Consider the following 25,382-nt stretch of genomic DNA (forward strand, 5'->3'; position numbering starts at 1 on the left):
ACTTTGTCATCTGAACGAAGTGAAGATTCTTAACTTGGCTTAACTCTTAATCAAAAACTTAATGGTTAAATTTTAAAACATTAAGTTTTATTCAGTGGTTAAGATGATTAAGATGAGATTGCTTTGTCACTTTCGTTCCTCGCAATGACTCTTATTTATAACCAAGAAGTTTCAATACATCTTCCGGTTCCTGTTTCTCACGGAAAATCTCATATTGCAATTCACCGTTTTCATCTTTCTGAATCAGGACGTGTCTCGGCTGAGGCATCAGACAGTGGTGTACTCCACCGTATCCTCCGATCGTTTCCTGATACGCTCCTGTATGGAAGAATCCGATGTACAAAGGTTTTGTATCACTGAAGATCGGCAAATAAATAGCATTGGTATGTTGTTCTGAGTTATAGTAATCATCCGAGTCACAAGTCAGTCCTCCAAGGAATACTCTCTCATATGTATCTTCCCAACGGTTAAGCGGAAGCATGATAAAGTGTCTTGAAATGGCCCAGGTATCAGGAAGAGTGGTCATGAAAGAAGAATCAATCATATTCCATTTTTCTCTGTCGTTCTGACGTTTCTGAGAAATGATCTTATAAAGATTTGCTCCACTTTCCCCTACGGTAAAGCTTCCGAACTCAGTATAGATATTAGGTTCTTCTACACCTTCCTCTTCACAGAATTTCTTGATCTGAGAAACGATTTCTTCCACCATATACTGGTAGTCATAATCAAAGTTCAAAGAAGTTTTGATTGGGAAACCACCTCCGATGTTCAATGAGTCCACTTCAGGAGCAATTTTCTTCAAACGTGCGTATACACGAAGACATTTGTACAACTCGTTCCAATAGTAAGAAGTATCTTTAATCCCGGTATTGATAAAAAAGTGAAGCATTTTCAATCTTGCATTCGGGTGTTCAGCAATCTTCTGACTATAGTAAGGAATGATATCTTTATATCCGATTCCTAGTCTTGAGGTATAGAATTCGAACTTCGGTTCTTCCTCTGATGCAATTCTGATTCCGATATTAAAGGTAGAATCGATGCTTTCCGTAAGTTTATCCAATTCTCTGTAGTTATCAAGAATCGGAGTAATATTTTCAAAACCGCTGTTGATCATATCTGAAATTTTTGTCAGATAATCATCCGTTTTGAAACCATTACAGATTACTTCAATGTTTTTATCTACCTTCTCTTTTTCGTAAAGAGATTTTACAATATCCATGTCGTAAGCAGACGATGTTTCTATCGAAATATCATTCTTTAAAGCTTCTTCCAATACGAAATTGAAATGACTGGATTTTGTGCAATAGCAATAGGTATAATTCTTTTTATATTCGGTTTTCTCAAAAGCTTCTTTAAACCAGCCTTTCGCTTTCTGAATATTTTGAGAAATTCTCGGCAGGTAGCTAATCTTTAGCGGAGTGCCAAATTGTTCAACCACATCCATCAATGGAATATCGTGAAACAACAAATTGTTCTCAGAAACATTAAATTCCTCCGTAGGAAAATATAATGTCTGATCAATAAGTTCCGAGTACTTTATTTTCATTTCTAAACAAGTGAATTAAGAAATGCAAAATTGCTAAAAAAGTTTCATTTTTAGGTGTTAAAATTATTATAATTTTAAATAAACCCCCAATATTAAATCTTATAGAAATTTATCCCTGATAATCAATACGTAAACTTTTGAATGTATTCATTCCTTTTGGCGTCTGAAATCCCCAATGCCTGCTGAATATAAGCATCTGTAGAACCATACTTTTTATTGATCTCCCCAAAAGCCGCATCAAGGTATCTTTTTTCTACCCAGCTCAATTTTTCCAGCACCTGTAAATCCATTTTAGGATAGAGAAAATGTAAGGTATTGGCAAGACGTAATCTTTTTTGAACAAGATTTTTTCTGTAATTATTGGATAAAAGATATTCGTTGTAAATAGTCTCTTTATCAAATTTCAGAATGGTAAGAATTAGTGCGGTGGTAATTCCGGTTCTGTCTTTTCCTGCTGTACAGTGGTAAAGAATCGGATCTTTGGACTCCAGAATTTCTGTAATAATCTTTTTTATCGTTTCCGGGTTTTCTGTCACATACTCACGATAGAAGTCGATCATCCTTTTATCGGCGTCGGAAGCATTCACTTTGCCTTTCAGGACCAGTTTTTTAGCCTGAGCCAACTGATCTCCTTCATCTTCAAACGCTGAATATTTTTTATATACTGTCTCTACAGGCATCTGATCCGGTTTTTCAGTAATTTCTTTTGAGTTTCTGAGATCAATAATTTCTTTGATCCCCAGTTTTTCAAAATCGTCAAAAGATTTCTTTTTAAGCTTATGAAGATGGGCACTTCGGTAGAATTTTCCTTCTTTTAAAGTTCTTCCCTCTGCATTTTTGATATTTCCTACCGTACGGAAATTGGTTACTTTCTTAATATGAATTACTTTTTCAGTTTCATTTTTACCATATTCCGGTGTTTCAAAATGCTGTGTTTTGCATGAGAAAATACAGCATAATGAAATGGTGAAAACTGATATTTTGATTAGTTTATTCAATATTTTTAATAAGTTTTGGCTAAAGCCAATGGATGTATTTATTTTTATTAAACGGGCTGAAGCCCGTTTCTATTGATGTAAAAATTCGTGCCATTTGAAAAAAACATTAGTGTAATTTGTGTTTAATGACAGTCTTTTTTTAAAATGGGTAAGACCCGCTTCTATTGATATATAATGAGATCCTTTTAATAGATTGTAGGATATTCTATCTCCTTATTTCCTGCAAAAAACAAAACATCTCCTGATTCATACTCTATAGAAACCTCATCTTCAACGGCAAAATTCCGGGTTCCGATTCTTGAAGTAATGCTTAGGTTTTCTTTTGTCAAAGGCCAGTTGAGCCCTTTTGTTGTAATATTATTCACTAATGGAAATGGATAGAGAGAGATCATTCTGTTTTTCATTCCTTTCACTGTAAAATGATGGGGAATAAAATAATATTCTGAAAACTCATCATAAAATTTAATATTCATTCGATCCTTGAAGCCATAGGCCACGGTAAGATTTCCCAGAAAATGATCCTGCTCACCTCCGCTTCCTCCGAAAACATCGACTTCTGAAAAGCCTCTTTGCAGAATGATTTCCAATGCTTTATGGAAATCTGTTTTTTCCTGATCTAACGTAAGGATAAATTTTCCTTCATACAAATCTTCATCTGATCCGCAGTGAGAATCGAAATCACCAGATATAAAATCCAGCTTATCCAGCAGAAATCCCATTCTTTTCAAATAATGGAAAGCCCCATCTGTACAGGCAATCAAGCCATAATTTTCCGGATCGGGTAATGATTTTGGAGCATCACCGTTGATGAAAAGTAATGCTTTATCTCTCATTCGGGTTCCAGTATTCTTCCGGTTCGTTGTTCAGTTTTGAAATATATCTGGCCAATACAAAAAGATAATCTGAAAGCCTGTTTAAATATTTAATCAATTCGGGACGTACTTCTTCTGATTCATTCAAAAATACCAATGAACGTTCTGCTCTTCTGCAGATGGTTCTTGCCGCATGTAAAAAAGTTGCCGATTTTCCTCCACCCGGCAGGATAAAATACTGAAGCGGCTCAAGTTTTTCGTCAAAAGCATCCATCCATTGTTCCAGCTCTTCAATTTCTGTTTCTGAAATAATGATCGGAAGACGTGATTTTCCATTGGCCAGCATCAGCTTATCCACAGGCGTTGCAGCCTCTGAACCTACAGTGAATAAATCAAACTGGATTTTCTTCAGCTGTCTCAGCACTTCTTCATCTTCGATATGACTTTTCGCAATTCCGATGAATGAATTCAACTCGTCTATATTTCCATAACTGTCTACTCTTGCACTGGCTTTGGAAACCCTTGTTCCACCGTATAATGCAGTCTGACCTTTATCTCCTGTCTTTGTATAAATTTTCATAGTACTAAAATACCTTTTTTTGAACAATGTAAAAAGTAAAATGTAGTAATAAGTTCCTATTCTATCTGAAAAAAAATTGTCTGACATTAATTAATGCCAGACAATTTTACAAAGGTCGATTGTCTATCTTTTGAAATTGCTTTATCGTTGTTAGAGCATAACAGGCAAATTTCAATTCTTTATTGATGAGTTAAAAAGTGTAATTTACATTAAGTTGAAAAGTTGTTCCATTAAAACCAAACTGATTGACCTCCCATGGGTATTTGAATCTTCCTCCGAGATCTGTTACCACGTCTCCCTTGCTGTCTATTACATCCGGATAAATATTAAATAAATTATTTACAACACCGGAAATTTTAAGATCATTCGTGATTTTATAGGTTAAAACAATGTCTGTAACTACTTTACCGGAGAATGTCTGATCTTTGGCAGGATCAGTGGCATGCTGCCATGTCACCGAACCAAAATACGTATTATTTAAGTTAAAATTAAACCTGGTAATGTCATACGAAAGACTCAGAATCGTTTTTGTTTTTGGTCTTGCAGAGATAATCCTGGATTGTTCTTTGCGATCAAAAAAGTTTTCTGAGTAACCATTTTGAGCCAAAATCGGTGGAACAGCAATATTATCTACTATTTTAGTTTCGTTATAATTGAAAGCAGCAATAATTCCCAGTTTTCCTTTCCCAATAGCAGAAGTATAATAATTAGCTACGAAATCTACCCCTTCCGTCACTGTATTTACAGCATTGGTGAAAAACTTCAGCGAGGTTATTTTATTATTGTTTAATATTACTTCCACAGGATTTGTAAGATCCGGACTTCCCGGAGCACCTGTTTTGTACCCGATATCTCCTGAGAAAAGTACACGGTCTTTAATTTTTATTCTATAATAATCTGCAGTAATAGTAAGGTTTTTAAAAGGTTTCACGGCCAATCCCCCGGTAATATTAAAGGCTTTTTCAGCATTTAATTTAGGAACGCCAAGATCAGATCTTATAATTTGAGAGTCGTTATTAAAAGTACCCTGATTAGCTACCGTATTCCCTGTAATTTTAGTCTGAACATTGGAATAATAAATCTGGTGTAATGAAGGAGCACGGAATCCTGTAGAAACAGACCCGCGGAAAACCAATTTATCATCTAGTAATTTATACCTTGCATTTCCTTTCCAGGAAACATTATTTCCGAAATCACTGAAATTTTCATACCTCACCGTTCCTCCCACTAATAAGTTTTTTGTAACATCCCATTCCGCATTCAAATAAGCTCCGATATTCTGGCGGTTTTTATTGACTTCATTTTGAGGCTGCAGTCCTGGAAAAGATTCTGCACCACTTCCTTTATAAGATGCTTCTTCTCCTGCCCTTGCCTGATAATTTTCATTACGCACTTCGGCTCCTGCTCCTAAAACAAGTGCACCAAAATCCCGGCTGATATCTATATTTCCTATAATATTACTGAACTGGTGGCCACCTGCTTTAAAATAAGTTGGTGAATTTACTCCTAAAGAGGTATTAATGGTATTTGCTACAGCATAGTCTACAGCATTAGAACCAAAGGTTGCACTTCCATCAAAACTCCATTTTCCAAACATCCCTTTCCATCCGGAGGTTAAATTATAATCATAAACATCTGTTTTAAATTCCGGTTGAAATCCGTTGTAAGGTTGTCCTTTTGGAGTTAATAAACCAAAATCTGAAGGTACCCAATAAGGTGTTCTGTACAAAGCAAAACTGGTCCCATTTCTGTAAGTTGTCCCCCCAAAAGCATAAAATTTGCCTGTTTCACCTGTTGGCAGCTCAAAATTCACAAACATATTGCCCACTTTGGTTTCCGGCTGCCCAATAATCATTCCTAAACCAGGATTGGCTTGCGTCCAGGCATTATCCACACCAAAAAGTTCATCTTTTGTAACAGAACCTGCGCGGTTCGTTTTATTTTGAGAGGAAAATCCGAAGGTAAGATTCAGACTTCCGGTTTTTGCTACTCTGATTCCCGTATTAAAATCTGCCCCGATATTAAAACCGTCTCCTTTTGAAGTAATACCTGAAAAAACATTGACAGTACTTTTCCCCACACTGTTCTTCAGAATAATATTAATAACTCCGGCAATAGCATCAGAACCGTACTGTGCAGATGCTCCATCCCTCAATACTTCTACGTTTTGCAAAGCTGCTGAAGGAATGCTTTTCAGATCTGTACCTACTTCACCTTTTCCCGGGGTATCATTTACATAAATTAAAGCACTTTGATTTTTTCTTTTACCATTCACCAGCACTAATGTTCTGGAAGGTCCTAGCCCTCTTAAATCTGCGGGATCAAAGTGAGCTGTCGCATCAGAAACGGTTTGTTGTGATGAATTGAAAGAGGGAACGGCATACGTTAAAGCTTTATCAAAAGTAACCTGCCCTGTGGATTTTAATTGTACGGCGGAAATATTATCAATAGGAATTGCTGAGGTAATGATGGTTCTTGGCTTTGTTCTACCCGTAGTCACCACCACTTCATCTATTTTATTTTGTTTTATGCTATCCTGAGCATATGCCATTGCACCAGCTCCGCTTAATACTAATGCATAGATTTTTCCATTAAATAAATTATTTTTCATGTCAATTGTTAATTATTCAATAAATCTAATAAAAAAATTAACATTAACCACAAAAACAAAACATATAATAATAATTTGATTCCATATTTGCGAAAATTATACCATTTCATGAAAAATAAGAATTAATACACAAAACGTAAAGTAATTTATTAATAACATGAAAAAAATAAATCAATAACATCACATTTGTATAAAAAAATCAATTAGTTAAAATCAGAAATAAATATGATTTTATTTGTTCTGAAAGGTAATTTTCAATGGGTTGAGATGGGTTCGCTTATGGTTTGCTATGACTGGAAAATGAATGGGAATAAAAAATGGCCGGGAGAAACCGGCCATATCCAAATTATTTATTTACCTCTACGTATTGTATGATGGTCTGATTTTTTGGGTTGTAGATAATAGTACTACTGGTAGGAAATCTTTTCAGCTTATAATACTGAATATTTTTATCGGATTTAATATCCTCCAGAATGCTGGCATCAAATGTATTGTCAGGAAGGAACTTCGATAGGAAACTTATTTTATCTATGATGTTTTGTCCATCAATCTTTCGGGCCGTTTTATCAGATTTACTTTCATCAGAAGCAGGATGGCTTTCTAAAAAAGGAAGCAATACTGCAATATCAGCTTTATATTTAAAAATATAGCCTTCAGGTCTTCCCGGAATATTGATTTTCTTTCCTTTTTCCTCAGAAACGATGGAAGCTCCGCCACCAGGGAAAACGGTATTGAACTTAACATCTTCGGAATTGGTGATAGAATTGATAGATTCATTCACAGTTTTCTTTACTGTTTCTTCAACAACCTGCTGTGTTTTTTGCTGTACTGTTTCAGTTGTTTTCTGAACAGTCTGGTCAATTTTTTCCTCAATCTTATTGCATGATACTAATAAAAAACCGGCAATAACAGGCAAAACATACTTCTTCATAATTCATAATAGAGATTCTTTTACTAATATCCTCTTTTCTAACGTAAAAACAGGTCAGGATATTTTAGCAAAGAAAAAAATATTTTTTAAATATGAAAAATACTGCTGACAAACTGTTGTCATAACCCTCTCTTACCTTTGTATCAACAACAAACAAAAAAACAAAACATTATGACAACTACAGCAACAGCCACTAAACAATTCATGACTTCTGAACAGCTATTAAACGACTGGCAGGGACACAGAAATCTGACAAGAAGAGTGATTGAATCTTTTCCTGAGAAAGAGTTATTCGAATTTTCTGTAGGCGGAATGAGACCATTTGCAAAACTGGCAGTAGAACTGATCAGCATTGGCGGGCCTGCTTTAAAAGGTATTGTGGAAGGAAATATGGAAGCGTACAGTGAAGAAGCCTTCAATCCGACAACCAAGGAAGAAATTCTGAAGAAATGGGATGAAGAAACAGAAGTAATCAACCATTATTTCAATCAGATTTCTGAGGAGCGTTTCCAGGAGACTTTCAATTTATTCGGACAATATGAATTTCCGGTATACCAGAACATTCTTTACTTTGTAGATAATGAAGTTCATCACCGTGGACAAGGATACGTTTATCTGAGAGCTTTAGGAATTGAGCCCCCTTTCTTCTGGGAGAGATTTTAATACAACGAGAAGGTAAAATTGCAGAAAGGGTAACAAAAATTATATCTTTTTTTGCGACACAACAAATTGACTCTTTTTGCAATTCTGCCTTTTCCTTAAACCATTTCATTTATTGCTTCAATTAAGTCTTTACACCTCAACAGCTGTCTTGTTGGGGTTTTATTATTGATGTCTTTCAACCATTTTTGCAAGCAGTTCATTCAAACGGACACGAAGACTTTCCGGTTCCAGAACTTTAGCATAATCTGCAAAAGTGATCAACCAGCGGGGAAATCCGTCAGTGATCCATTCTGTTTCAAAAGTAAGTTCCATCCCTTGTTCAGTTTCTACTTCCTCTATCAATCCGTAATATTTTTTAGAATTTACCAGGTGATTCATGATCTTTTTGTCAACCAGCAGTTTGGCTTTAACCTTATTTCCATTTGATTTTTTACGGTAATCATTCACTTGTCCATATTCCTGCAGGAAAGGATTCTGCGTTTTTGAGATCTCCAGAATCCTGTCAATACGAAACTGTCTGAAATCTTTCCTCAGGGTACAGTAGGCCATGATGTACCAGATATTAAATTCAAAAAACATCCCGACTGTTTCAATCGTTCTGTTATTCACTCTTTCATCTACGGTCTTATACCTGATATTGAGCTGGGTTTTCTCCGCGATACTTTCCAGAATAATAGGAATTACATTTTTAAGAGAATCTCCTGAATCTGTATGAAAGCTGAAAACATCAATCTGTTTTTCAATATTTTTAATCAGGTTTTTATCAGAATATTTCAATACCGACCGAACCTTTTCCATGGCTGCCTGATAGTGATTTCCTAGACTTTGGTGGGAAAATTTCTGCATCAGTTTTTCAGCGGTAATGAAACTTAACACTTCTTCTTTGGTAAACATAATGGGAGGAAGTTTGTAACCATCCATTAAAGAATACCCATTTCCCGCTTCTCCAACAATAGGAATCCCCGCATTTTCCAGGGTTTTCACATCACGGTAAATGGTTCTGATGCTTACATCGAATTTTTCAGCAAGATCCTGTGCCCGTACAACAGGTTTCGACTGTAATTGGGTAAGGATAGCTGTTACCCTATCGAGCTTTTTTAAATAGTGATCGTTCATGATGGAACAAAGCTAAAATTCTTTTTTGAGGTATGACTTATAAATGAGAGGGCTTTTTGACTTTAATTTTCTTTAAAAGTATTCACCAGTTTATCAAGATTAAGGCTGCGGGCTGAGGCATCAAAAATCTCGCGGTACGTTCCTTCTTTATTGTAAAGCTCATCATGAGTTCCATTTTCCACCACTCTACCTTTTTTCATGACATAAATGGTATCTGAATCTAAAATCTGTGACAGGGAATGAGAAATGATGATCACTGTTCTGCCTTCTTTGATCGCATCCAGAGAATTCTTGATCTGTTCGGTAGCAATAGCATCCAGACTGGCTGTAGGTTCATCCAGAAAAATGATTGGAGGATTTTTAAGAAATAGTCTTGCAATGGCAATCCTCTGTTGTTGTCCCCCTGAAAGTTGGGTAGCATCATGCTGATATTTTTCCGGAAGATCCATAATCTGTTCGTGCAGATAAGCTTTTTTTGCAGCTTCCTCGATTTCTTCGAAACTGGCATTCATATCTCCATATCTGATATTATCTTCTATACTTCCCTGAAAGATATGATTTCTCTGAAGCACCAGCCCAAGATCGCTTCTCAGAAATGTATTGTCATATTCATTAAGGTTTACCCCATCCAGAAGAATTTCTCCGGAATCCGGAAGATAGAATTTACATAAAAGATTGATAACCGTTGACTTTCCTGCACCACTTAATCCTACCAAAGCTGTTGTTTTTCCGTTTTCAATTTTCATGGAAACATTATGTAAAGCTTTTGTACCGTTATGGTAAGTAAAATCAACATTTTTCAATTCAAAGTTTCCTTTGATTTCTTTTTCTACAAAAGTACCATTTGATTCTGTCTCACTATCTGCATTAAGAATATCAAAATACCCTTCGGCATAAATCATGGCATCGTTCATATCATCATAAATCCGGTGAAGCTGACGAATAGGCGCCGAAACATTGTTAAAAAGCATAATATGAAGCATGATTGCCCCTATGGTCATTTGCTGATCCAGCACCAGATAAACGGTTAAAAGGATAATCAAAACAACCCCAAACTGTTCAATGAAAGTTTTTAAACCATCATAAATAAAATTGGTTCTTCTTGTAATCATCTGGCTTTCCATCAGCTCCATCTGAAGGTCATATTGTTTTTTCCCTTCAAATTTTTCACGGACAAAGCTTTTAATCACCATAATAGAATTGATCAGGTTCAAAAGTCCTGACGTTTTTCTTTCTCTCTGATTTCTAAGCTGACGTCTTACCCCACCCAGTTTTTTAGCCTGCAGAGAGCTGATGTAAAAATAGATCGGAACAATAATCGTAGAAACCAATCCAACATACACATTCTGCATATACATAATGATGAGGGCAATAATGGCATTGGAAAAAAGAGGAAGGATATCAATAAAAAAGTTCTGAACCAATCTGGTAAGACTTTCTATTCCACGATCGATTCTGATCTGTAATTTTCCGGACTCATGATTTTCATCATTAAAATAAGCAACCCTATAGGTTAAAATTTTATCAATGGCTGATTGTGCCAATACAGAGCTCACATTAATCCTGATTTTTTCGCCATAAAATTTCTGTCCGAAGTTGATAAAGATATTCAACAATTCTTTCCCCAGTAAAATAATGGAAATGATAATGAGAATATGAATTCCCTCCGACATCGGATGTGGAAGATGGGTAAGCTTGGTAACTTCATCCACCGTGTATTTCAGAACAATCGGGTTGACCTGTGCTGCCAGAGCACCCAGAAAAGTAAGAAACAGGGTGCCATAAATCATGGGACGATAAGGTCTGATGAATGGAACAAGTTGTTTATAGATTCCGAATAAGGTAACGGTTCTGTTAAAAGGTTTAGCCATAGAAATCATTTTAAATGAAAAACGTACCGCTTTCAAAAGAAAAAGGTACGAATTATTATTAACTGGTCATCTAGGATTTATTTAAAAATCTTTCAATGTACCATCGTCATTAATGTATTTGAATTGGTAGTTTGGATCAATTATCTTCCCTCCCATTTGTACAAAAGGCCCCCACATTCCTAACCAATCTTCAAAATCATTTTCAACAGGTGTATCCCAGCGAATTACGGTTGAACTTTCATGGAATTGGACATCCATTATAATACCATATTCATTATCCAAATAAACTTTGGTTCCTACTTGAAAATCTTCATATCTATAAAGATCATCCATTTATCCTTCAAATAAATAAGTAGTAAGATAATGCAGCTCTTTTCTGCTGGCTTCTTTAGATTCTGCTTCTGCCTGTTCTAAAGAATATTGGGAATTGATTTCCTTTTTCTGCAAAACAAATGAATTGTTGGCGTTCTTATCCACTACATCATTAAAAATATGTTCAATTTCAGAATTCGCTAAGGTGGCAAAGCTGACTTCTTCAAAGCCATGCAACAATCTAAGATCATCAAACTGACTAAAATTTTCATTGACAAATCCCTGCAGCTGTGATTTTGAATCAAAGTTACCAGCCCAGATATTGTAAGCGTATTTCTTCTTTTTAGGTTTATCCAGAATACTCTGATAGACAAAGTTTTCACCCAGATAAGCTTCTCTTACCTGCGGGTCATTGGCAAGATCTTCCGGAAGTCCTTCTTTCAGGATCTTTCCTTCAAACATGATATAGGTTTTATTGGTGATTGCTAAAGTCTGCTGTACGTTGTGGTCGGTAATCAGAATTCCGATATTTTTATCAACAAGGCTTCTTACAATTTTCTGAATATCTTCTACGGCAATCGGGTCTACCCCAGCGAAAGGCTCATCCAGAAGAATAAAGTTGGGGCTTGTGGCAAGACAGCGTGCAATTTCGGTTCTACGTCTTTCTCCTCCGGAAAGAAGATCTCCTCTGTTTTTACGGACATGCTGCAAAGAGAACTCCTCAATCAGTTCATCACATTTGATCTGCTGTTCACGCTTAGAAAGCTTGGTCAGCTGCAATACTCCCATAATGTTTTCTTCCACCGATAACTTTCTGAAAACCGAAGCTTCCTGAGCCAGATACCCTATTCCCTTTTGGGCTCTTCGGTACATGGCATCGGTAGTAATCTCCTGCTTGTCTAAGAAAATTTTTCCTGAAGTGGGCTTAACCAACCCTACAATCATATAAAACGATGTGGTTTTTCCTGCTCCGTTCGGACCCAGCAAACCAACAATTTCTCCCTGTTGAACCTGTACAGAAACGCCTTTTACAACTTTTTTAGGACCGTATTCCTTGATTAAGTTTTCTCCTCGTAAAATCATAGGGCAAATATATCAAAAATATAAACTTCACTTATAGGTTAATATCAACTTGTTTACTTTAAACGCAAACTTATTCATTTACAACCTATTGTAACTTTTCACTACTTTAATCTACTTATCGTAAAACATCAATCAATTATAAATAGTAAGAAATGGAAAATTACGGGTATACAAAAACAGAAAATGTACACAACCAGCAAAGCAATGTTCCTTACCGTTCGGAAAAGAAAATCCCTGCCGCTATATTGGGCATTCTTGTGGGATGGCTGGCTTTAAATAAATTTTATCTTGGATATACAAAGGAGGGAATTATTCAGCTGGTCCTGAATGTCGTTACTTTTGGTGCGGCTTCAATTATTCCTTTTATTGAGGGAATTCTCTATCTTTTTATGAGCGATAAACAATTCGATGACACGTATGTCTATGGAAAAAAAGGATGGTTATAAAAAAATTATCATCACCTCGTTAGAAATAAAAAGAGACTACCCATTGAGTAGTCTCTTTTTTATCTGAATGAATTTAATCATTATTTATTTAAAAGAATAGCTGCTTCTTTTGCAAAATAAGTAAAGATCATATCTGCACCAGCTCTCTTGAAACAGGTCAAGCTTTCAATGATCGTTTTGTCATTATCCAGCCATCCGTTTTGGGCAGCTGCTTTTACCATGGCATATTCTCCGCTTACATTGTATACCGCAATCGGAAGATCGATGGCTTCACGTACTTTGGAAACGATATCAAGGTAAGGAAGTCCTGGTTTAATCATAATCACATCTGCACCTTCATCTATATCTTTAAATACTTCATTCAGGGCTTCGCGTGAGTTGTGGAAATCCATCTGATATGTTTTTTTATCCTTTGGAATTTCCATATCATCTTTCGGAGCACTGTCTAAAGCACTTCTGAAAGGACCATAGAAAGAACTTGCATATTTGGCAGCATAACTTACAATTCCTACATCTGTAAATCCGCTTTCTTCCAAAGCTTCACGAATGACCATTACTCTGCCATCCATCATATCACTTGGTGCTACAAGATCGGCTCCTGCTTCTGCATGAGATACCGACATTCTTGCCAGTGCATCATTGGTAGCATCATTTAAAACTTTTCCGTTTTCAATAATTCCGTCGTGACCGTAGATTGAATAAGGATCTAAGGCTACATCGGGCATCACAATCATTCCGGGAACGGCATCTTTGATGGCTTTGATGGTGTTCTGCATCAATCCGTCTTTATTCCAGGCTTCTTTTCCTGTGTTGTCTTTCAGATGTTCTGACACTTTCATGTACAAATTGACAGCTTTTACTCCCAAAGAAAATAATTCCTTACATTCCTTCACTGTTAAATCTATACTGCGCCTAAAAATTCCCGGCATAGACGGGATTGCCTCCTGCTTGTTTTCGCCCTCCATTACGAAGATCGGCATTACAAAATCATCAGTTGTAAGCACATTTTCTCTTACCAAACCTCTGATAGATTCATTAACTCTAAGTCTTCTATTTCTTGAATGTATCATTTTGGAATACTTTTTGAATAAGTTTCTACAAATTTAATATAAGTTCTGCAAAAAACTATTGTACGAAATTGCAGAATGTATTACATTTGTTATATATATTCGAGAAATTATAAATTTGATGAAAAAACTTTTACTTTTATTTCTATTTGTAGGCACTTTTGTTGGATTTTCCAACAATTTCAAAGCTCAGCTTAGAGAGCCGGGTTCCATCACTCAAAAAGCAGATGATGGTGTATTGCTTGCCTATCCAAATCCTGCAAAGGATTTCCTTATTATTAAGGCAAAAGATTCTTCTTTAAGAATCAAAAGTGTGACTTTTTATTCAATTTTGGGTATGCAGGTCGCTAGTTATACGGTAAATATGAATTCCGGCGAGATTAACATTGAAAAATTGAAGCCCGGAAAATATATGATCCGATATATTTTAAGTGACAACACACAGAAAGTTACTCAAATCGTGAAACAATAAATTAAAATCCTGATAATCATCAGGATTTTTTCTTTTTACATTAATTCTGTTTTAATATTTCCGTAACTTTCGGGACTTTTTCATACTAATAGTAAAAAGAAACCATTTAATGCTAAAAGCTGAACATATTAAAAAGACCTATAATGCCGGAAAAAAGGTCGCTCTGGATGATTTCAGCATCCATGTCCCAAAAGGCAGTATTTATGGCCTTTTAGGTCCTAACGGAGCCGGAAAAACTTCTTTTATCCGCATCATTAACCAAATTACTCAGGCAGATTCTGGTGAAATCCATATCAATGGCCAAAAGCTTAATCCAAGTCATATTAAAGATATTGGCTATATGCCTGAAGAAAGAGGGCTGTACAAAAACATGACTGTTGGTGACCAGATTCTCTATTTCGGGGAACTGAAAGGCATGAAAAAAAGTGATGCCTTGAATGAAGCCAAAAAATGGTTTGAAAAGCTGAACATCGATCAGTGGTGGAAGAAAAAGCTTTCTGAACTTTCTAAAGGTATGGCACAAAAAATCCAGTTTGTGGTAACCGTTCTTCACAGACCTCATCTTTTAATTCTTGATGAGCCATTTTCAGGTTTTGATCCGGTGAATGCCAACTTGATTAAAGATCAGATCATTGATCTTAAAAATAACGGAACGACCATTATTCTTTCTACCCACAGAATGGAAAGTGTGGAGGAAATGTGTGATTATGTTGCGTTGATCAACAATTCAAAAAAAATTATTGACGGGAGGGTTTTTGATGTAAGAGAAAAATTTAAGAAAAATATTTTTGGAATTACACTTTCTGAAGTAAGCAATGATCAGTTTGAAAATTTCAAAAACAAATATGAGATCTTTAACCTTTCCAATGAAAATAATCTTGTTTCTTTTGACCTGAAAAATGAGGAGAGCCAGAATAATGTTCTTCTTGATCTTGTACAGGTAGGTAAAGTGAGATCGTTCGACGAAAGAATTCCCAGTATGAATGAAGTGTTTATTAATGCTGTAAGTAACCATTCTTAATTTTATGAATAATATTTTTTTAATTACCAAGAGAGAGTTTCTTACGCAGGTGAAGAAAAAATCTTTCATCATATTGACCCTGCTTGCCCCTGTCCTGATTATAGCTTTCGGAGCAGTTGTAGGATTAATGTTTAAGGCGAATGAGTCACACAGTATTATAGAAGTGGTTGATAAGAGTGGATTGTTTACCAATCAGCTTCAATCGAACGATAAATTAAACTACGTTTTTGTTTCTGCGGCTGATGAGAAGTCCAAGATTAATAATTTAAAAGGCAATGAATCTCTGGATGGTATCCTGATTCTTCCTCCGCTGAAAAATGAGAATTTTGATGCTCTTGAAAAAGAAGCCAGGCTAATTATCAACAGCAAAATAGGATTTGATACCAAACAACAAATTGTATCTGATATCAGTAATGTTGTCCGAAAAGAAAAGATCAAGCAGCTGGGTATTAAGGAAACTCAATTAAATGATCTTGATAAAAACTTTACCTTAAAAACCATCAACGTTACGGATAATAATAAAGAGGATTCAGATCTTGTTTTCGGAGTGAAATCCGGATTGAGTATGGTACTGATGTATGTTACGTTTATGTTCATTATTATTTATGGAGTAAGGGTAATGAGAAGTGTGCTTGAAGAGAAAAATAACCGTGTTGTAGAGATCATCATTTCTTCTGTAAAACCTTTTGAACTGATGATGGGTAAAATTCTGGGAGTAACCATGGTTGCACTGACCCAGTTTCTGATCTGGATTACCATGTCTGTTATTGGTGCATTGGTACTCAATACAGGCTTTTCTCCTCTTCAGAAGAATATTCCGGGGGGAAATGAAGAGATGGCAAGTAAACTGGACATGGGACAGCTTGCGACTCAGATTTCACATAGTCTGCTGGAGCTGAATTTTCCGTTAATCATCTTTGTATTCATCGTATTTTTCCTTTTAGGATATATCTTCTATAGTTCTATTTATGCAGCCATTGGGTCTGCAGTGGATAACGAAACAGAAACCCAGCAGTTTACTTTATTTGCTATTCTGCCATTAACATTAGGAATGTATGGGAGTTTTACATTGATGAATAATCCTGAAGGTCCTTTAGGCTTCTGGCTATCCATCATCCCGTTTACTTCGCCGGTTGCTATGATTGCCCGAATTCCGTTTGGGGTTCCTGCATGGCAGATTGCATTGTCTATAGGATTGTTGCTGGTAACTACTATTTTTATGATCTTCCTTGCCGGAAAAATCTATCGTGTAGGTATTTTGATGTACGGGAATAAAGCTACATTAAAAGAGCTTTGGAAATGGATTAAAGGGTAGGAAATTAAAAGCGAAAATTATTGATACAACATACCAAAAAAAAATCCCGGAAACTAGAGTTTCCGGGACTTTTTATATTCTGAAAATATTCTATTTGAATATATAGCTTAAAGTAAGTGCGATTACCTGTTCTGATTTTTTCTTATCTGTACCCTTAGTTTCTTTAGCGAGACCAGGATAGGTATCACTTAGACCTAAGTCGTATTTTAATGCTACTTCAAGTTGTCTTTTGTAGCTGTATCCTACTCCCAGTCCAAGTCCCCAGTTAAAGCTCTTCGCCTTACCATTTACGCCTGCCGGCTGGTTAGGATCGGTAACATCCGGGTCATAATACGGTCTGCTTACAGGAGCGTCTTTCACGTTCTGATTCAGCAAGAAATTAAATCTAGGTCCTATTAATCCAAAGAATTCTGATTCTGCTTCAGAAAAATATCCTTTGAAATAAAGAGGCACACTCAGGTAGTTATTAGCATATAATGCATCATAACCGTTTACACCTTTAGCATCTTTATCTTTCCCTGTTTCTCCTGCACCATAGTACTCTACTTCAGGTTGGATAAAGAATTGGTTTGCCTTTCCTACGGGGATCAATGCCAAAGCTCCAGCCTGGAAAGTGTATCTTGGGCCTGAAGGATTGTGGGCGTTAGATACTCTGGAGTAGTTTAAACCTCCTGTTACTCCGAATCTTGTACTTTTCCACTGCACCTGTGCAAATGATAAAGCAGAAAGCATTAAAGCTGAGGCTAATAAAAGTTTTTTCATATGTTGGGTTTTATATTATCCTAGAATCTTAGCTACAGTAGCACCAATATCAGCAGGAGAATCAACAACGTTGATACCGTTTTCTCTCATGATTTCCATTTTAGCCTGAGCTGTATCTTCAGCACCACCTACGATAGCACCTGCGTGTCCCATTGTTCTTCCTTTTGGAGCAGTTTGTCCGGCGATGAAACCTACAACTGGTTTAGTAGATCCGCTAGCTTTGTACCATCTTGCAGCTTCAGCCTCAAGACCTCCACCGATTTCACCGATCATTACAACAGCTTCAGTTTCAGGGTCATTAATGAATAGCTCTAACGCTTCTCTTGTAGTTGTTCCGATGATTGGGTCACCACCGATACCGATTGCAGTAGAGATACCGTAACCCGCTCTTACTACCTGGTCAGCAGCTTCGTAAGTAAGAGTTCCTGATTTTGAAACGATACCTACTTTTCCTTTTTTGAAAACGAAACCTGGCATAATACCAATTTTAGCTTCTTCAGAAGTAATGATTCCAGGGCAGTTTGGTCCGATTAATCTGCAGTCTCTGTCAGCGATGTAAGATTTTACTTTTACCATATCAGCTACAGGAATACCTTCAGTAATACATACAATTACTTTGATTCCTGCTTCAGCAGCTTCCATGATAGCGTCTGCTGCGAATGCCGGTGGTACGAAAATGATACTTACATTTGCTCCTGCTTTTTCAACAGCGTCAGCTACAGTGTTAAATACCGGTTTTCCTAAGTGCTCGCTACCTCCTTTTCCTGGGGTAACACCACCTACTACGTTTGTTCCGTATTCAATCATCTGACCAGCGTGGAAAGTTCCTTCGTTCCCTGTAAATCCTTGTACAATTACTTTAGAATCTTTGTTTACTAAAATTGACATTTTATTGTTGTTTTAATTTATTTATTATTTTATTAATGCTCACAAATTTACTCAAATTTCTTTGATTTTAGATAAAACCTTTGGAATTGTTTATTTGAGATTTCTCAGTTTTACTTCTTTTTTCAGATAAGTTTTAAAATCTTCTGCAAACATCCCGATATAGGTTCCTTTTTCAAGATCTCTGTTTACTCCGGTTTTTCCCAAAAGTACAGATCCCGACTCAATTTTGTTTCCGGAAGCGATTCCTACCTGTCCCCATAATGTCACCTCATCTCCGATGATACAGCATCCTGCAATTCCTACCTGAGAGGCAATCAGACATTTTTTCCCGATAACGGTATCATGCCCGATCTGAATCTGGTTATCCAAAACGGAACCTTCTCCAATGATGGTAGAGTCTGTAACTCCTCTGTCAATGGTACAGCCGTTTCCGATCTCCACATTGTTTTCAATAACAACATTTCCAACAGAAATCAGACGGTCAAAATTTCCATTTAATTTTCTGTAATAAAATGCATCACCTCCTAAAACGGTGTTGGACTGGATGATGACGTTATCTCCGATTTCTGTACGGTCACCAATGACTACATTAGGAAAGATTAAGGTATTTTTCCCTATTTTCACATTGTTTCCGATCACTGCAGAAGAATGGATTTTGGTTCCCTCTCCTATTTCAACATCGTGTAGTTCTTCTGTGAAATTATAGATTCTGGTAAAATGGGTATTGATTTTATTAAAGTCTCTGAAAGGATCATCAGAAACCAAAAGAGCTTTACCTTCCGGGCAATCTACTTCTTTATCAATTAAAATAATAGTGGCTGCAGAGTTTAATGCTTTGTCGTAATATTTAGGATGATTCACAAAAACAATATCACCTGGTTTTACCATGTGAATTTCATTGGTTCCCAATACTTCAAAATCTTCCGGCCCTACAAATGCTGAGCCTATTAAATCTGCAATCGTTTTAAGCTTTTGCGGAGAATGGAATCTCATAACAATAGATTTTCTTATAAAACAAAATTCGGAATGCTGATGCAAACCGAATTTATGTACATTTTATTTATTCTTTTACTCTTTCTAAGTAGCTGCCGTCTTCAGTGCTTACTTTAATTCTGTCTCCCGGTTCGATGAACAAAGGAACCATTACTCTTGCTCCTGTTTCAACGATTGCATTTTTAAGGGCATTGGTTGCAGTGTTTCCTTTTACACCCGGATCAGCTTCGATAACATCAAGATATACTGACTGTGGAAGTTCAGCAGAAAGTGGTGTTTCATCAGCTTCTTTCAAAATGATGGTTACTTCTTCACCAGCTTTCATAAACTGAGAGTTCTCAATCATTTCTTTGTTGATGTATAACTGAGAGAAATCATCATTGTTCATGAAGTGGAATCCGTTCTCATCATCGTACAGATACTGGAATTTTCTCGTGATTACTTTTACTTCATCAATTTTGTGTCCTGCAGAGAAAGTATTATCAATTACTTTACCGTTAGTCACAGACTTTAATTTTGTTCTTACGAAAGCAGGTCCTTTTCCTGGTTTTACGTGAAGGAACTCGATTACTTTAAAAATATCGTTGCTATACTCGATGCAAAGACCTTTTCGGATATCGTTACTTGTTGCCATTAATATATTATATGCTTTTTATTTATTATTTTCTTTATTTACCAGATCAATTATATCCTCTAAGTAATACTGATTTGTTTTTAATTTTGAAATGACTTCAGGATCATTATCTGTAAGTTTAACAATAAGTTTTGTATCTACTACCAATCCGAAGCTGACATCTCTTTTATCAGAGGTATTGTTTGATTTTTCAATATCAATCAAAAGAACCTTGTAAGAGTTTCCTTTTTTATCCTTCCACGCAAACTTAGGTGTTAAACCAGCATTTAAAGCTCCTCCCAACAAACCTCCTCCGTAAGGATTATTGTAAGAAATTGCTTTTTTATCTTTTACTTCATCCAGATAGATCAAAAAATATTTCTTCCCAATTAGATTGACTCTTGCAAATGTATCAAAAGAATAGATATATGCTGCATAGGTCATACTGAAATACAGGTTATCCTGATACTTCATCAGCCATGCTCTATTCTCCTTCTTTGCCTTTTTATCAGTATCTGTATATCTGAATGGTGACATTTTGATATAATCTTCATTCTGACTTTTCACTTCTGCATACACATTGGGTTTAGCAATGCTGTCTTTTTTATAGTCTGAGAAACCGTAATAGAACTCCATGCCTGTTATTCTCTGGTTCTGTGACAGGTAAAAATTGGAAATTGCCAATACAAAAAGGAAAGATAGTTTTTTCATTAGTTACTATCTTTACCGGTTCCGTATCCTTTTACGATACCTCTTGGTGAGTTTTGAATAAATTGTAAGATCTCATCTCTTTCAGCCGTTGGAAGCATTTCTTTCTCAATATGGGAAATAGCCTGGGAAACGTTCATCTTCATTTGGAAAATTGCCCTGTAGATTTTCTGGATTTCAAAGATCTTTTCATTGGTAAATCCTCTTCTTCTTAAACCAACAGAATTGATACCAGCATAAGACATAGGCTCTCTTGCCACTTTTACATAAGGCGGGATATCTTTTCTTACCAGGGTACCTCCGGAAATCATTACATGTTTTCCGATTTTACCGAATTGGTGAACTGCTGACAAACCTCCCATTACTGTATAATCTCCAATCTCTACATGTCCTGCAATCCCACAACCGTTTACAATGATAACGTGATCTCCAATAACGCAATCATGAGCAATATGCGAAGTAGCCATAATAAGACAGTTCGCTCCTATTTTAGTATATCCTAAAGCTTTTGTACCTCTGTTTACGGTAACACACTCTCTGATTGTTGTTTCGTCACCGATAATTACCTGCGTATCTTCACCATCAAATTTCAGATCCTGGGGAATTGCAGAGATTACAGTCCCGGGGAAAATCCTACAGTTCTTCCCTATTCTTGCCCCATCCATAATGGTTACATTAGGACCAATCCATGTTCCTTCTCCGATTTCTACGTCCCCTGCAATGGTAGTAAAAGGTTCTACGATTACATTTTTGCTGATTTTCGCACGTTTATCTACGGCTGCTAATTGATGAATCATTTAATCAACTTTATTTTTTGCAACTTGAGCCATAAGCTCTGCTTCTACTGCTACAGTGTCTCCTACATATCCATATCCCTGCATATGAACAATTCCTCTTCTGATAGGCTCTATCAATTCAATTTTGAAGATAAGCGTATCTCCCGGAATTACTTTTCTTTTGAATTTCACCTTATCAATTTTGATGAAATACGTAGAATAGTTCTCAGGATCCGGAACACTGGCCAATACAAGAATTCCTCCTGTCTGCGCTAATGCTTCTACCTGAAGAACTCCAGGCATTACGGGTTCTTTAGGGAAGTGTCCCACGAAGAAAGGCTCGTTCATGGTCACATTTTTCAACCCTACAACATGAGAGTCTGAAAGCTCAAGCACTTTATCAATTAATAAGAACGGAGGTCTGTGAGGCATAAGCTTCATAATTCCGTTGATATCGAATACCGGTTCTTTTGTCAGGTCAAAATCCGGAACGTTTTTCTTTTTCTGCAATTTCCACTGGCGGTTTAGTTTTTTCGCAAACTGAGTATTCACAAAGTGTCCCGGTTTGTTAGCAATAACTTTACCTTTTATTTTTACACCTGCCAAAGCAAGGTCACCGATTACATCCAGTAATTTGTGTCTTGCTGCTTCGTTAGGATAATTTAAATTAAGATTGTCTAGAATACCGTTTGGTCTTATCGATACATTATCTTTTCCAAAGGCTTTCTTTAATTTTTCTGTAGTTTCAGGAGTAAGATCTTTATCTACATATACAATAGCATTGGAAATATCTCCACCTTTGATCAAACCATGATCTAAAAGCATTTCCAATTCATGCAGGAAGCTGAATGTTCTTGCTGATGAGATTTCGTCTTTAAATTCTGAAATATTTTTAAGAGTAGCATTCTGAGTCCCTAATACTTTAGTCCCAAAATCTACCATAGTAGTTACTTCGTAAGTATCTGAAGGAATGATGGTGATTTCCGAACCAGTAGCCGGATCACTGTAGGTAAGAACTTCTTTTACTACAAGATATTCTCTTGCAACCGTTTGTTCTGTTACTCCCACACTTTCGATAGCTTCTACAAAATATTTTGAAGATCCATCCAAAATAGGAGGTTCAGAGGCATCCATTTCTAAAATTGCGTTATCAATATCACAACCAACAAGGGCTGCTAAAAGGTGTTCGCAAGTGGTAATTTTAACCCCTAATTTTTCTAATGTAGTTCCTCTTTCAGTTGCTACAACATAATTTACATCAGCTTCTACCTGAGGATGTCCCTCCAGGTCTGTTCTTACAAATACAAAACCTGTATTTTCTTTAGCAGGTTTAATGGTAAGTTTTACTTCTTTACCAGTATGAAGGCCAATTCCAGAAAGAGTTACCTCTTGCTGAAGTGTTTTTTGCATATCACTCATTAGTATTATCTTTTGAGTTATTCTCAAGATTATTTATTCTATTTACGATTCCAGGTAAGTTCCTGAAATGAACATAACTCCTTAAATAGTCATTGTAACTGATTGCTGGTGAACCGTACAATGTTTCTCTGTCATTAACACTGGAATTCACGCCACTCTGAGCCTGAATTTTCACCTGATTCCCTATTTTGATATGTCCTACGACACCTACCTGGCCACCAATCTGGTTCCAGTCCCCGATAGTTGTAGATCCGGCAATTCCTGCCTGGGCAGCAATGACGTTGTTCTGACCGATTTTCACGTTGTGGGCAATCTGAATCAGGTTATCAATCTTAGTTCCTTTCCCTATTATTGTAGAACCTATCGTGGCTCTGTCAATACTACAGTTTGAACCGATTTCTACATCGTCTTCAATGATTACATTTCCAAGCTGTGGTATTTTTTTGAAGCCTTCAGCGGTAGGCTGGAAACCAAAACCGTCCCCTCCGATTACCGTGTTGGAATGAATCACACAGTTATCTCCAATAATACAGTAGTCATAAATTCTGGCACCACTGTCGATCTTACAGTTTTTACCGATTTTCACTCCTTTTCCTATATATACATGTGGATAGATCTGTGATCCTTCCCCGATCTTGGCTTTCTCAGAAACATAGGTAAATGCTCCGATATAGGCTTTATCACCTATGACAGCTGTGTCGTGAATAGATGAACCATTTTCAATACCTTCTTTTCTTCCCTGCATTTCCTGATATAAATTCATCAGGATCTGAAAAGAAAGATAGGCATCCTTTACAACGATTAAGGTAGGGTTATAATGATTTTTCTCCAGAAGTTTTTCCGAAACGATGATAACAGAGCATTTTGAGCTATCCAAAAAATGAGAAAACCGATCTTGTGCTATAAAAGAAAGATGTCCTGATTCCCCATTTTCAATTGGTGAAACTCCCGTAATAAGTGCATTCTCGTCACCTATTATTTTTCCGTCAATAAAACTTGCAATTTGCGAAGCTGTAAATTCCATATTCTGCAAAGATAAGAAATTCTATAATTTGCAAACATGTTTTAGTTTCAGATCGTAAATTTTAATATTCTTTAAGAGTCCAGTCTGGAGATATCTCTTGGAAACATAAGGATATAGCGGGTTGTCTTATTTACGATTAATCCTGATAAAAGCTGATCCTCCGACTCATGCAGCCTTGTTCTTTTTCCATTTTTATGCAGCAAATAAATGGGCTGTTTCTCTGCATGATAAGGCAATAATTTTCTTTTAATTTCATGAACCAATTCATCACCATTATCGATTCCGAAAAGTTCGTTACTCTTTTTTATTTTTTCCTCAATTATTTCCTGGTCAAATGGATGTGATGAAATAATTGTTTTAGGCAAATTTCTCTGAATTACACATTTACACCAATACGACAAAACAAAGTCATCAGAATTCTGCCATTCTTTCATAGCCTGAATCACATCATTATCATCAAGCTGGGTAAATCTTTCTATATCTTCGTCTGTTGCACCGCTCTTTTCACGGTATAAGAAATATTTCAGATTATCCGTTGCGGGAAGTTCTGTTCCCTTCGAAATCAGATACTTAGCTCTTTCAAGGATTTTAACCAAAAGAAACTCTGCCAAAGCTGAAGTTTTATGATAGTACACCTGCCAGTACATAAACATTCTGGCTGTGAGGAAATTTTCAATGGAATAGATTCCCTTGGCATCAATCACCAGCTCACCTTCTTCACAGACATTCATCATGGAAATAATTCTCTGGGTATTAATATTTCCTTCGGACACTCCTGTAAAAAAACTGTCTCTCTTCAAATAGTCCAAACGGTCAACATCCAGTTGGGAAGAGATCAGCTGATTGAAAAACTTTCTGTGATATTTCCCCTGAAACATTTCAATAGCTATGGTTAACTGACCTTCAAATTCCTCATTAAGCTTGTTCATCAGCAATAAGGAAAGATTTTCATGATGCCAGTCATCCATCAGCATACTTTCCAGCGCATGAGAAAACGGACCATGACCAATATCATGCATCAGAATGGCCAGCATCGCTCCTTTCTCTTCTTCCTCAGAAATTTTCACTCCTTTCTGCTTCAGGGTTTCCAGAGCGGTGAACATCAGATGCATTGCTCCAAGAGCATGGTGAAACCTGGTATGGGTAGCTCCGGGAAATATCAGATTCAAAAGTCCGGTCTGCCCGATTCTTCTTAATCTCTGAAAGTAGGGATGCTCAATGATATCAAATAAAATCTCGTGTGGTATTTTGATAAATCCGTGAACAGGATCGTTGATGATTTTTAGCTTATTCTGCATTGAAACGTCAGTATTAGTAAACAAAGTTAGGCATTTTAAAATTTAGCTTTTTATTAA

24 protein-coding genes and 1 pseudogene are annotated in these 25,382 nt (G+C 36.4%); 5 read left to right on the forward strand and 20 right to left on the reverse strand.

Annotated features, from left to right (window positions below; genetic code table 11):
• Positions 1 to 151: 151 nt before the first annotated feature.
• The 6 genes from DDF69_RS07730 to DDF69_RS07755 all read right to left on the reverse strand — a co-directional run bounded on the left by DDF69_RS07730 (position 152) and on the right by DDF69_RS07755 (position 7,478).
• Positions 152 to 1,546, reverse strand: a complete 1,395-nt coding sequence (locus DDF69_RS07730; protein ID WP_114820283.1) for an arginine decarboxylase — start codon at positions 1,544 to 1,546, stop codon at positions 152 to 154.
• Between the two features lie 122 nt (positions 1,547 to 1,668).
• The gene (locus DDF69_RS07735) at positions 1,669 to 2,544 is read right to left on the reverse strand and encodes a tyrosine-protein phosphatase (RefSeq protein WP_114820284.1); all 876 of its coding nucleotides are present in this window, start codon (positions 2,542 to 2,544) and stop codon (positions 1,669 to 1,671) included.
• A gap of 185 nt (positions 2,545 to 2,729) precedes the next feature.
• Positions 2,730 to 3,377, reverse strand: coding sequence for a thiamine diphosphokinase (locus tag DDF69_RS07740; RefSeq protein ID WP_114820285.1), 648 nt, complete (start codon positions 3,375 to 3,377; stop codon positions 2,730 to 2,732).
• Entirely contained in the window at positions 3,367 to 3,936 is a 570-nt protein-coding gene (locus tag DDF69_RS07745) for a cob(I)yrinic acid a,c-diamide adenosyltransferase (protein ID WP_034699206.1), read from the reverse strand. Before DDF69_RS07745 ends, DDF69_RS07740 begins: the two co-directional genes overlap by 11 nt.
• Positions 3,937 to 4,126: 190 nt before the next feature.
• Complete coding sequence (locus DDF69_RS07750) at positions 4,127 to 6,547, reverse strand: TonB-dependent receptor plug domain-containing protein (protein ID WP_114820286.1); 2,421 nt, start codon at positions 6,545 to 6,547, stop codon at positions 4,127 to 4,129.
• A gap of 346 nt (positions 6,548 to 6,893) precedes the next feature.
• Entirely contained in the window at positions 6,894 to 7,478 is a 585-nt protein-coding gene (locus DDF69_RS07755; RefSeq protein ID WP_114820287.1) for a hypothetical protein, read from the reverse strand.
• Between the two features lie 171 nt (positions 7,479 to 7,649).
• Between DDF69_RS07755 and DDF69_RS07760 the strand changes: the two genes are divergently transcribed.
• The gene (locus DDF69_RS07760; RefSeq protein ID WP_114820288.1) at positions 7,650 to 8,141 is read left to right on the forward strand and encodes a DinB family protein; all 492 of its coding nucleotides are present in this window, start codon (positions 7,650 to 7,652) and stop codon (positions 8,139 to 8,141) included.
• A gap of 162 nt (positions 8,142 to 8,303) precedes the next feature.
• Here the strand turns inward: DDF69_RS07760 and DDF69_RS07765 are convergent, their stop codons facing one another.
• The 4 genes and pseudogenes from DDF69_RS07765 to lptB form a co-directional block, all read right to left on the reverse strand.
• Positions 8,304 to 9,257, reverse strand: a complete 954-nt coding sequence (locus tag DDF69_RS07765; RefSeq protein ID WP_114820289.1) for a helix-turn-helix transcriptional regulator — start codon at positions 9,255 to 9,257, stop codon at positions 8,304 to 8,306.
• A gap of 62 nt (positions 9,258 to 9,319) precedes the next feature.
• Positions 9,320 to 11,047, reverse strand: coding sequence for an ABC transporter ATP-binding protein (locus tag DDF69_RS07770; protein WP_114820469.1), 1,728 nt, complete (start codon positions 11,045 to 11,047; stop codon positions 9,320 to 9,322).
• A gap of 162 nt (positions 11,048 to 11,209) precedes the next feature.
• Positions 11,210 to 11,461, reverse strand: a complete 252-nt coding sequence (locus DDF69_RS07775) for a hypothetical protein (RefSeq protein ID WP_114820290.1) — start codon at positions 11,459 to 11,461, stop codon at positions 11,210 to 11,212.
• 336 nt (positions 11,462 to 11,797) lie between these two features.
• Positions 11,798 to 12,523, reverse strand: a pseudogene (gene lptB, locus DDF69_RS07780) (LPS export ABC transporter ATP-binding protein); the annotation flags it as partial.
• 152 nt (positions 12,524 to 12,675) lie between these two features.
• Between lptB and DDF69_RS07785 the strand changes: the two are divergent.
• A complete protein-coding gene (locus tag DDF69_RS07785) occupies positions 12,676 to 12,969 on the forward strand; it encodes a TM2 domain-containing protein (protein WP_114820292.1) in 294 nt (97 codons plus the stop codon).
• 80 nt (positions 12,970 to 13,049) lie between these two features.
• On the opposite strand, the gene hemB is transcribed toward DDF69_RS07785, so the two are convergent.
• Positions 13,050 to 14,039, reverse strand: a complete 990-nt coding sequence (gene hemB, locus DDF69_RS07790; protein WP_114820293.1) for a porphobilinogen synthase — start codon at positions 14,037 to 14,039, stop codon at positions 13,050 to 13,052.
• Between the two features lie 118 nt (positions 14,040 to 14,157).
• Between hemB and DDF69_RS07795 the strand changes: the two genes are divergently transcribed.
• The 3 genes from DDF69_RS07795 to DDF69_RS07805 all read left to right on the forward strand — a co-directional run bounded on the left by DDF69_RS07795 (position 14,158) and on the right by DDF69_RS07805 (position 16,844).
• The gene (locus tag DDF69_RS07795) at positions 14,158 to 14,508 is read left to right on the forward strand and encodes a T9SS type A sorting domain-containing protein (protein ID WP_034699180.1); all 351 of its coding nucleotides are present in this window, start codon (positions 14,158 to 14,160) and stop codon (positions 14,506 to 14,508) included.
• A gap of 109 nt (positions 14,509 to 14,617) precedes the next feature.
• Positions 14,618 to 15,529 (forward strand): ABC transporter ATP-binding protein, encoded by a 912-nt coding sequence (locus DDF69_RS07800; protein ID WP_034699178.1) that lies wholly within the window; start codon positions 14,618 to 14,620, stop codon positions 15,527 to 15,529.
• Positions 15,530 to 15,533: 4 nt separating this feature from the next.
• Positions 15,534 to 16,844, forward strand: coding sequence for an ABC transporter permease (locus tag DDF69_RS07805; protein WP_114820294.1), 1,311 nt, complete (start codon positions 15,534 to 15,536; stop codon positions 16,842 to 16,844).
• Positions 16,845 to 16,934: 90 nt separating this feature from the next.
• Here the strand turns inward: DDF69_RS07805 and DDF69_RS07810 are convergent, their stop codons facing one another.
• From DDF69_RS07810 to DDF69_RS07850, 9 genes are all read right to left on the reverse strand, one after another.
• Positions 16,935 to 17,606, reverse strand: coding sequence for a porin family protein (locus DDF69_RS07810; protein ID WP_114820295.1), 672 nt, complete (start codon positions 17,604 to 17,606; stop codon positions 16,935 to 16,937).
• Between the two features lie 15 nt (positions 17,607 to 17,621).
• Positions 17,622 to 18,494, reverse strand: coding sequence for a succinate--CoA ligase subunit alpha (gene sucD, locus DDF69_RS07815; protein ID WP_002977143.1), 873 nt, complete (start codon positions 18,492 to 18,494; stop codon positions 17,622 to 17,624).
• A gap of 90 nt (positions 18,495 to 18,584) precedes the next feature.
• Entirely contained in the window at positions 18,585 to 19,487 is a 903-nt protein-coding gene (locus DDF69_RS07820; protein ID WP_062674061.1) for an LpxD N-terminal domain-containing protein, read from the reverse strand.
• Between the two features lie 67 nt (positions 19,488 to 19,554).
• A complete protein-coding gene (gene efp / locus DDF69_RS07825) occupies positions 19,555 to 20,121 on the reverse strand; it encodes an elongation factor P (protein WP_076596574.1) in 567 nt (188 codons plus the stop codon).
• 18 nt (positions 20,122 to 20,139) lie between these two features.
• Entirely contained in the window at positions 20,140 to 20,811 is a 672-nt protein-coding gene (locus DDF69_RS07830) for a hypothetical protein (RefSeq protein WP_114820296.1), read from the reverse strand.
• Positions 20,811 to 21,605: an acyl-ACP--UDP-N-acetylglucosamine O-acyltransferase gene (lpxA, locus tag DDF69_RS07835; protein WP_114820297.1), complete on the reverse strand. Its 795-nt coding sequence runs from the start codon at positions 21,603 to 21,605 to the stop codon at positions 20,811 to 20,813. The genes DDF69_RS07830 and lpxA overlap by 1 nt, the downstream gene beginning before the upstream one ends.
• Positions 21,606 to 23,003 carry a bifunctional UDP-3-O-[3-hydroxymyristoyl] N-acetylglucosamine deacetylase/3-hydroxyacyl-ACP dehydratase gene (locus tag DDF69_RS07840; protein WP_114820298.1) on the reverse strand — a complete coding sequence of 466 codons (1,398 nt, stop codon included), beginning with the start codon at positions 23,001 to 23,003 and terminating at the stop codon, positions 21,606 to 21,608.
• Positions 22,996 to 24,027, reverse strand: a complete 1,032-nt coding sequence (gene lpxD / locus DDF69_RS07845; RefSeq protein WP_110010004.1) for a UDP-3-O-(3-hydroxymyristoyl)glucosamine N-acyltransferase — start codon at positions 24,025 to 24,027, stop codon at positions 22,996 to 22,998. Before lpxD ends, DDF69_RS07840 begins: the two co-directional genes overlap by 8 nt.
• Before the next feature lie 71 nt (positions 24,028 to 24,098).
• On the reverse strand, positions 24,099 to 25,325 hold the full coding sequence (locus DDF69_RS07850; protein ID WP_114820299.1) for an HD domain-containing protein: 1,227 nt from the start codon (positions 25,323 to 25,325) through the stop codon (positions 24,099 to 24,101).
• Positions 25,326 to 25,382 lie beyond the last annotated feature (57 nt).

This window comes from Chryseobacterium sp. KLBC 52 (assembly GCF_003347605.1).
In the GTDB taxonomy this organism is placed as follows: domain Bacteria; phylum Bacteroidota; class Bacteroidia; order Flavobacteriales; family Weeksellaceae; genus Chryseobacterium.